At 64.0% G+C, this 8,080-nt stretch carries 7 protein-coding genes; all 7 read left to right on the top strand.

Annotation, left to right across the window (positions count from 1 at the left end):
• On the top strand, positions 1 to 420 hold a 420-nt coding region (locus VN856_RS05495; protein WP_325686932.1), incomplete at its 5' end, for an ABC transporter permease.
• 6 nt (positions 421 to 426) lie between these two features.
• The gene (locus VN856_RS05490) at positions 427 to 1,644 is read left to right on the top strand and encodes an MCE family protein (protein ID WP_325686930.1); all 1,218 of its coding nucleotides are present in this window, start codon (positions 427 to 429) and stop codon (positions 1,642 to 1,644) included.
• A complete protein-coding gene (locus VN856_RS05485; protein WP_325686928.1) occupies positions 1,641 to 2,681 on the top strand; it encodes an MlaD family protein in 1,041 nt (346 codons plus the stop codon). The genes VN856_RS05490 and VN856_RS05485 overlap by 4 nt, the downstream gene beginning before the upstream one ends.
• A complete protein-coding gene (locus VN856_RS05480) occupies positions 2,678 to 4,219 on the top strand; it encodes an MCE family protein (protein WP_325686926.1) in 1,542 nt (513 codons plus the stop codon). Before VN856_RS05485 ends, VN856_RS05480 begins: the two co-directional genes overlap by 4 nt.
• A gap of 6 nt (positions 4,220 to 4,225) precedes the next feature.
• On the top strand, positions 4,226 to 5,785 hold the full coding sequence (locus VN856_RS05475; protein WP_325686924.1) for a virulence factor Mce family protein: 1,560 nt from the start codon (positions 4,226 to 4,228) through the stop codon (positions 5,783 to 5,785).
• Positions 5,786 to 5,799: 14 nt separating this feature from the next.
• Positions 5,800 to 6,924: an MCE family protein gene (locus VN856_RS05470; RefSeq protein ID WP_325686922.1), complete on the top strand. Its 1,125-nt coding sequence runs from the start codon at positions 5,800 to 5,802 to the stop codon at positions 6,922 to 6,924.
• Positions 6,925 to 6,927: 3 nt separating this feature from the next.
• A partial coding sequence (locus tag VN856_RS05465) for an MlaD family protein (RefSeq protein ID WP_325686920.1) occupies positions 6,928 to 8,080 on the top strand: 1,153 nt, incomplete at its 3' end.

Raw genomic sequence — 8,080 nt, 5'->3', positions numbered from 1 at the left:
ATCGACGCCCTCGAGGTGATGGGCATCAAGTCGGTGGCGTTCCTGGTGTCCACCCGGCTGATGGCGGGGCTGGTGGTGGTCGTCCCGCTCTACGCGATGGCACTGGTCATGTCGTTCCTGTCCGGACAGGTTGTCACCACGCTGTTCTACGGCCAATCGCAAGGCACCTACGAGCATTACTTCCGGACCTTCCTGCGCACCGAAGACGTGTTCTGGTCGGGTGGCGAGGTCATTGTGATGGCGGTGATCGTGATGATCACCCACTGCTACTACGGCTACAACGCCAGCGGCGGACCGGTCGGGGTGGGCGAGGCCGTCGGTCGGTCGATGCGTTTCTCGTTGGTGTCCACGGTGATCGTCGTGCTGCTGACCTCGCTGGCGCTCTACGGCGTCGACCCGAACTTCAACCTCACGGTGTGACCGGCGATGACGACCCCGACAAAGGAGCGACGAACCCGGACCTGGCCGGACACCGCGGCGGGTATCGGGTTGTTTGTGGCGTGCGCGCTGCTGCTTGCGTTGATATACGGGCAGTTTCGCGGAGACTTCACGCCCAAGACCAAGCTGACGATGCTGGCCGCTCGCGCCGGGTTGGTGATGGACCAAGGCTCGAAAGTCACCTACAACGGCGTGAGCGTCGGCCGGGTGGCCGGCATCTCCGAGGTCGAGCATCGCGGCAAGCCGGCGGCCCGATTCACCCTCGACGTCGACCCGCAGTACGTCGAGCTCATCCCGGTGAACGTCATCGCGAAAATCCAGGCGACCACCGTGTTCGGCAACAAGTACGTGTCGCTCACCTCGCCTAAAGAGCCGACACCGCAGCGGGTTACACCGTCATCCGTCATCGATGCGACGTCGATCACGACGGAGTTCAACACGGTGTTCGAGACGCTGGTCGAGCTGGCCGACAACGTCGATCCGGTGAAGGTGAATCTCACGCTGAGCGCCGCGGCGCAGGCGCTGACCGGATTGGGTGACAAGTTCGGGCAGTCGATCGTCAACGGCAACAAGATACTCGGCGACCTGAACCCCCGGATGCCGCAGATTCGCCACGACCTCCATCAGCTTGCCGCACTGGGCGATGTCTACGCCAAAGCCGCACCGGATCTGTTTGACGCGCTGGAGAATGCCGTGACCACCGCGCGCACCCTCAACCGCCATCAAGCCGAACTCGACGCGGCCCTGCTGGCCGCGATTGGCTTCGCCAACACCGGAAACGACGTCTTCACTCGCAGCAAGCCGTATCTGGAACGTCTTACCGCCGATCTGCGGCCGACTGCCCATCTACTGGACACTTACAGCCCGCAGGTGTTCTGCACCATTCGCAACTTCGCCGACGTCGCACCGAAAGTCGCCGCGCTGGAGAGCGGCAACCACTATGCGGCCCAGCTCGGCGTGGCGATCGCCGGCTCCGAGAACCCCTACGTGTATCCGGACAACCTGCCCCGCGTCAATGGTCGCGGCGGCCCCGGCGGCAAGGCCGGCTGCTGGGCCCCGATCACCCGCGATCTGTGGCCCGCACCGTATCTGGTGATGGACTCCGGCAACAGCATTGCCCCCTACAACCACTTCGAGTTGGGCCAGCCGCTGGCCAACGAATACGTCTGGGGGCGTCAGTACGGGGAGAACACGATCAACCCATGAAAATCACCGGTACTGTCGTGCGGCTCGCGGCTGTCGTGTCCGTGCAACTGTTGTTCACCGCGATCATCGTGGTGGTATTCGGCCAGGTGCGCTTCGACCAGACCAACAGCTATTCCGCCGAATTCAGCAATGCCAGTGGCTTACGTGCCGGCCAGTTCGTCCGTGCCTCAGGCGTAGAAGTCGGCAAGGTCAAGAAAATCGAACTGGTCGAGGGCGACAAGCGGATTCGCGTCGACTTCGCCGTCGACCGCTCGGTGCAGCTCTACCAGTCGACGACCGCGCAGATCCGCTACCAGGACCTGATCGGCAACCGGTATCTGGAAATCAGCCGAGGAACCGGAGAGAACGCTGAAAGGACGTTGCCGCCAGGCGGATTCATTCCGTTGTCACGGACCCAGCCCGCGCTGGACCTCGACGCGCTCATCGGTGGCTTCAAGCCGCTGTTTCGGGCGCTTGACCCACAGAAGGTCAACAGCATCGCCTCATCGATCATCACCGTCTTTCAGGGCGAAGGCGGCACGATCAACGACATCCTCGACCAAACCGCTCAGCTGACCGACCGGCTGGCGGAAAGCGATCAGGCGATCGGCGAGGTCATCCACAACCTGAACACCGTGCTGGACACCACGGTTCGGCACCGCGACCAATTCGACGCGACCATCGACAAATTCGAGGTGCTCATCACCGGCCTGAAGGACCGGGCCACCCCGCTGGCGGACGGGACCGCGCACATCAGCAACGCCGCGGGAACGGTGGCCGACCTGCTCGCCGACAACCGGGCCCTGGTGCATGACACGGTCAACCGGTTGGAAACCCTGGCCGGGCCGCTTGTCGAGCAGCGCAAACAAATCGGGGACTTGGTCGGAAAAGTGCCGGCCGCCTTCAATATCATCGGCCGCGCGAGCGGGATATACGGCGACTTCTTCAACTTCTACCTGTGTGACCTGTCGCTCAAGGTCAACGGACTGCAGCCGGGCGGACCTGTTCGATCGGTCAAGCTGTTTCAACAGCCGTCGGGTAGGTGCACGCTGAAATGAGAAGTCTTCAGCCCGCCAACCGGGTCCGTGTCGGGGTGCTCGCCATCGCGCTGGTGGTCCTCGTTGTCGGTGTGGGACAAAGCTTCAGCAGCCTGCCGGTGTTGTTCGCGACCGCGAGCTACTACGCGCAGTTCAGCGACTCCGGTGGAATGAGCAAGGGCGACAAAGTCCGCATCGTCGGCATGGATGTCGGCACGGTGCAAGACCTTTCGATCGACGGCGATCACATCGTCATGAAATTCACCACCGGGACGCACACCATCGGCACGGAGAGCCGGGTGGCGATCCGGACCGACACGCTGCTGGGCAAAAAGGTGCTCGAGATCGAACCGCGTGGCGCCAAGCGGATGCGACCGAATGACGTGCTCCCGCTCGGCCAAAGCACGACTCCCTACCAGGTGTACGACGCCTTCTTCGACGTCACCAAGGCCGCCGCCGGCTGGAACATCGACACCGTCAAGCAGTCGCTGAATGTGCTGTCGCACACCATCAACCAGACCTACCCACACTTGAGCGCGGCGCTCGATGGGGTGGCGAAGTTCTCCGACATCATCGGCAAACGCGATGACGAGCTCAAACACCTGCTGACCGAGGCCCGAAAAGTCGCCAGCGTGCTCGGCGATCGCAGTAAGCAGATCAACGCACTGCTGCGAAACACTCAGTCGCTCCTTGCTGCGTTCAACGAACGTGGCACGGCCATTGCGGCGCTGCTGGCCAACGTGTCGGCGTTCTCCACGCAGGTGCAGGGGTTGATCCACGACAACCCCAATCTGCACCATCTGCTCGACCAGTTGCACAGCGTCACCGATGTTCTGGTCGAACACAAGAACGACCTTGTGTCCGTGCTGAATACGCTGCGTAACTACACCGCGGCGCTCAGTGAGGCGGTCGGCTCCGGGCCGTACTTCAAGGTGATGATCGGCAACTTGCTGCCGTACCAGATCCTGCAACCATGGGTCGATGCGGCGTTCAAGAAGCGCGGCATCGACCCGGAGAACTTCTGGCGCAGTGCGGGCTTGCCCGCTTTCAAGTGGCCTGACCCGAATGGAACACGCTTCTCCAACGGCGCCCCGCCACCGGCACCGCCGGTACTCGAGGGCACCCCGGATCACCCCGGACCGGCTGTGGCGCCGGGCTCACCGTGCTCGTATGCGCCGCCGCCGGAGATGTCCCCGCGACCGGGCAACCCGCTGCCGTGCGCGGGCGTCGATCAGGGACAGGGTCCGTTCGGGCCCAACGGGCCGTATCCGGCGCTGCCCGATGTGCTCTCGTCGCCGCCCAATCCGAACGGTCTGCCACCGGCGCCGGGTATTCCGGATGCCGGGCTCCCCGGGGCGCCGGCGCCGAGTATGCCGGGCACGCCAGTGCCCCTGCCGAACGCACCGCCGGGGGCACGACGGGAAAGCCTGCTGCCACCCGGCCCGCCTGGTCCACCGTCGACCTTCGCGCCCGCATTGCCGCCCGGCCCGCCCGCGCCTGCGGGCCCGGGTCCACAGCTACCGGTTCCGTTCGTCACGCCCGGCGGGGATGGGGGGTAGTAGCCAATGAGCACGATCTTCGACATCCGCAAACTGCGGCTACCGCAGCTGTCCAAGGCGGCAGTGATCATCGGGTCGTTCGTCGTGGCGCTCGGTCTTGTTGCCGCGCTGGTGGGTTGGCAGCTTTACGACAAGCTGATCTACAACACGGTGGTCGCCTACTTCCCGGCGGCCAACGCCCTCTACGCGGGGGACAAGGTCCAGATCATGGGTATCCGCGTCGGTTCCATCGACAAGATCGAACCCATCGGTGACCAGATGAGGGTGACGTTCCACTACCGGAACAAGTACAAGGTGCCGGCCGATGCGTCGGCGGTGGTGCTCAACCCGACGCTGGTGGCCTCGCGCAGCATTCAGCTGGAGCCGCCCTACAAGGGCGGCCCACAGCTGGCCGACAACGCGGTGATCCCGATCGAGCGCACCCAGGTACCGGTCGAGTGGGATGACCTGCGTAACAGCATCACTCACATCATCGGCCAACTCGGCCCGACCAAGGAGCAGCCCAAGGGGCCCTTCGGCGACGTCATCGAGTCGTTCGCCGACGGCCTGGCCGGCAAGGGCCAACAGATAAACACCACGCTGAATAGCCTGTCGAACGCGCTGAGCACGCTGGACGAAGGCCGTGGTGACTTCTTCTCGGTGCTGCGCAGCCTCGCGATGTTCGTCAACGCGCTACATCAGGACGATCAGCAGTTCGTCGCGCTGAACAAGGACCTGTCCCAGTTGACCGACAACCTCACCAGCTCGGATCAGTCCGCCGCCAACGCAATTGAACAAACGGACAGCCTGTTGTCCACCGCCCAGAAATTCTTGACCGAGAACCGCGACGCGCTGACCCATGATGTCAACAACCTGGGTGACGTCACCACCGCGATCATGCAGCCGGCGCCACGCGACGGCCTGGAGACCGCGCTGCACATCCTTCCGAACATGGCCGCCAACGTGCTGGCGATCTACGAGCCCGCCCATGGCAGCCTGAGCGGCGTGGCAGCGTTCACCAACTTCGCCAACCCAATGGAGTTCATTTGCAGTGTCATTCAAGCCGGCAGCCGGCTTGGCTATCAGGACTCGGCGGAACTGTGTGCGCAATACCTGGCGCCCGTCCTGGATGCGATCAAGTTCAACTACTTCCCGTATGGCATCAACCTGTTCAGCAGTGCTGACACGTTGCCGAAGAACATCGCGTACTCCGAGCCGCGTTTGCAGCCGCCACCCGGTTTCAAGGACACCACTGTGCCCGGGATCTTCTCGCCGGATACCCAGTGGTCCCACCGCAACTCGGAGCCCGGCTGGGTCGTCGCGCCCGGTATGCAGGGAACCAAGGTCCAGCCGGCCACGGCGAATCTGCTGACGCCGGCGTCGTTGGCGGAGTTGATGGGTGGACCGGACATCCCGCCGCCACCGCCGGCGCGCAACATGACCGGGCCGCCCAACGCCTACGACGAGAACAATCCGCTGCCGCCGCCGTGGTACCCGCAGCCCTTGCCGTCACCGACGGTGGCGCCTCCGCCATCGCCTGACCTTCCGCTCGGTGCAGCTGAGGCACCGCCGGGGCCGGGCCAGTGAGGGTTGTGCGGCTGATGAGCCGCAGGGCCTGGCAGGCATTAGCGTTGCTCGCCGCCACAGTGGTGCTGACCTCCTGTGGGAACTGGCGCGGCATCGCCAACGTCACGTTGCCCGGTGGGCCCGGCAGCGGCCCAGGCTCCTACAAGATCTTTGTTCAGATGCCAAACACCATGGCGCTGAACGGCAACAGCCGAGTTCTGGTGGCCGACGTCTTCGTCGGCACGGTCCGTTCGATCGACCTCAAGAACTGGGTCGCCACGCTGACCGTGGACCTGGACAAGGGCGTCAAGCTTCCGAAGAACGCCACCGCCAAGATCGGCCAGACCAGCTTGTTGGGTTCTCAGCACATCGAATTGGCCGCACCGCCGGACCCGTCGCCACAACAACTCAAGGCCGGCGACACCATCCAGCTGAGTAATTCGTCGGCCTATCCCTCCACCGAGCAGACGCTCGCCAGCCTGGCCATGGTGCTGCGCGGTGGCGGCATTCCGAACCTCGAGGTCATCCAGAACGAGGTCTACAAGATCCTGACCGGGCGTGCCCACCAGATCCGGGATTTCCTCGGCAAGCTGGACACCTTCGCGGTTGAGCTCAACGCGCAGCGCGACGACATCGTCCACGCCATCGACTCCACCGACCGGCTGCTGTCGTACGCCGGCACCAGAACCGACACCCTCGATCGGGTGCTCACCGAATTCCCGCCGCTAGTTGATCATTTCGCGCAGCAACGTGATCTGTTCGCCAACACCGTCGAAGCGGTGGGGCGGATCAGCAACGTCACCGGCCAGACGCTGTCGGCCGCGCGCGGCGACCTTCATGAGGACCTGCAAGACCTGCAACGACCGCTCAAGCAACTCGGCCGCGCCGCACCCTATCTGGTCGACGCCCTGATGCTGCTGTTGTCACCGCCGTTCGCCGTCGACAGTGTGCCGAAGATCGTTCGCGGCGATTACATCAACGTGTCCGGAGCTCTGGATTTGACGCTGAGCACCGTCGACAACGCGATCTTCACCGGCACCGGATTCTCTGGGGCCTTGCGTGCCCTCGAGCAGTCCTGGGGCCGCGACCCGTCGACGATGGTTCCGGACATCCGGTACACGCCCAACCCGGCCGATGCGCCGGTGGAGCGAGGCGAGTAGCCCATGCTGACCCGCTTCATTCGCAATCAGTTGATTGTGTTCGCCGCCTTGACATTAGCCGCACTGGTGGCACTGGGCTGGTATTACCTTCGGATTCCCGGCCAGCTCGGTGTCGGTCAGTACCGACTGGTCGCGGAGCTGCCGGCGTCGGGCGGTCTGTATCGCACGTCCAACGTGACGTATCGGGGAATCCAGATCGGCCGGGTCACCAGGGTCGAGCCGACCGCACATGGTGTCAGGGCTACGCTTAGCATCGACAGCCGGTACAAGATCCCGGTCGACGCATCAGCCAATGTGCATTCGGTGTCGGCTATCGGTGAGCAGTATCTGGATCTGGTGTCCACCGGCGTTCCGGGCAAGTTCTTCTCACCTGGACAGACGATCACCAAGGGCACCGTGCCCAGCGAGATAGGCCCGGCCCTCGACGCGGCCAACCGTGGCCTGTCCGTGCTGCCCAAGAAGAAGATCGCATCGCTGCTCGACGAAACCGCCTTGGCGGTAGGCGGATTGGGGCCATCACTGCAACGGCTCGTCGACTCGACGCAGTCCATCGTCGGCGACTTCGAAGCGAACATGTCCGACGTCGACGACATCATCGCGAACGCGGCACCGATCCTGGACAGCCAGGTCGACTCCGGCGATTCGATCGCGCAGTGGTCGCACAACCTCAAGGTGCTCACCGCTCAGACGGCGCAAACCGACCAGCACGTGCAAAGCATCTTGTCGAAAGCCGCGCCGACCGCGGACCAGGTCAACGACGTCTTCAATGATGTCCGTGCGTCGCTGCCGCAGACGCTGGCGAACCTGGAAGTCGTCGCCGACATGCTCAAGCGTTACAACAAAGGCCTCGAGCAGTTGCTGGTATTCCTGCCCGAGGTCGGTTCGGTGGCACAGACTTTGATCGCGTCCGCTCCGGGAGCGGTGCTGATGAATCTCAACCTGTCACTGAACAATCCTCCGCCGTGCCTGACCGGATTCCTGCCGGCTTCGGAGTGGCGCTCACCCGCGGACACCAGCACTGCTCCCTTGCCGGAAGGAACGTACTGCAAGATCCCACAGGACACCCCGGCCAACGATGTGCGCGGTGCGCGCAACTATCCCTGTGTCGACGTCCCCGGCAAGCGCGCGGCGACCCCGCGGGAATGCCGCTCCACAA

Source organism: Mycobacterium sp., assembly GCF_035603715.1.
In the GTDB taxonomy this organism is placed as follows: domain Bacteria; phylum Actinomycetota; class Actinomycetes; order Mycobacteriales; family Mycobacteriaceae; genus Mycobacterium.
The sequence above is the reverse complement of the archived record's forward strand: the minus strand, read 5'-3'. Positions and strand labels throughout refer to the sequence as shown.